The sequence below is a fragment of the Pseudoalteromonas sp. EB27 genome (assembly GCF_001974875.1).
Taxonomy (GTDB): Bacteria; Pseudomonadota; Gammaproteobacteria; order Enterobacterales; family Alteromonadaceae; genus Pseudoalteromonas.
Genome location: NZ_MTQD01000033.1, coordinates 1 through 1,226 on the forward strand (window position 1 = coordinate 1; position 1,226 = coordinate 1,226).

1 protein-coding gene is annotated in these 1,226 nt (G+C 40.1%); it reads right to left on the reverse strand.

Annotated features, from left to right (window positions below; genetic code table 11):
* Positions 1 to 37: 37 nt before the first annotated feature.
* Positions 38 to 1,024: an IS110 family transposase gene (locus tag BW142_RS20465; protein ID WP_076926145.1), complete on the reverse strand. Its 987-nt coding sequence runs from the start codon at positions 1,022 to 1,024 to the stop codon at positions 38 to 40.
* Positions 1,025 to 1,226 lie beyond the last annotated feature (202 nt).

Genomic DNA, 1,226 nt, shown 5'->3' on the forward strand with positions numbered 1-1,226 from the left:
GTAGATACCATCTCTTCTAATCAGCCTCAAGCTTTCTTTAAATAGCTTGGGGCTGATATTCAGTTTGATTCTTCACAACACCAAAACAGATATGTGTCAGCTTTCTCATTGCAGCACCAATTGCCTGCATTTTTGTTTTACCTTGCTCCACTAATCGCTTATTTTGGGCTTTTATATCTGGATTATGTTGTACAGCTACTACAGCAGCCATATACAATTTAGCCCTTATATACCCAGGCCCTTCTTTGCTTAAGGTTGTTTTTCCAGCCCGTTTGCCTGACTCATTAAGCTTAGGTATTAAGCCTAAGTAACAAGCTAATTGCTTGGCATTTTTAAACTGTTTACATGCCATCAAGGACACCATCATACGTGATATTACCTCTCCAACACCTTTGATACTTTGAAGCAATTGGCGGTTCTTTTTTAATTGTGGGTGTCTATCAATATGCTCATCAATGTCATTTTTTAGCTTACCCATCTCAGTTTTTAGTACAGCTATCATATCTTCAATTGACTGAGTAACTCGAGTAGATGCACCTGAGAAACCAACAGCTTCATAACGATTTTCTTCGCGACGTAAGTCTTGCTCAAGTGCTTCAAGTCTACGCGTCATTACTTTTAACTCTCTCGCTTCAACAGGCTCAGGCTGCCAACTTAAAAGTGAGTGCTGTTGGTCATGACCATAACGAGCAAGCATTGTGGCGTCTGACTTGTCTGTCTTATGGACAAGCCCTAATGAACTTGCGTACTGTTTTGCTTTACCAGGATTTACATGTAATAAAATAAATCCTTGCTCATATAGGAAATACATCAGCGGCTCGCTATAAACACCTGTGGGCTCTGTTGTAATAACAATATCTTGTGCTTCTAAATTTGTATTCTTTATCAACCAGGCAACTAACTCTTGATAGCCCTTCGGGTTATTTTTAAAAATCTTCGTTTTCTTTTTACTTTTGACTAAATCGCGTAGCCAGGAAATATCTAACTTTTCTTTACCCACATCAATGCCAATAAAAGCTTTCATCTCTATCTACTCCCCTTGTACATGCAGCGTCACCCTTAGTTGGGGCGCTAGGATACCATTCAGTTTAATGGAGGTTAGGAAGTCAGGGCTCAATCTACGTCACAGCATTTTCACACTCTGGTTGGGTACGAGCTCACTGTCTTCCCGATGTGACAAGTGCTAGCTAAACACTCATCAAGAAGAGATACAAGGTTGGGTTGAG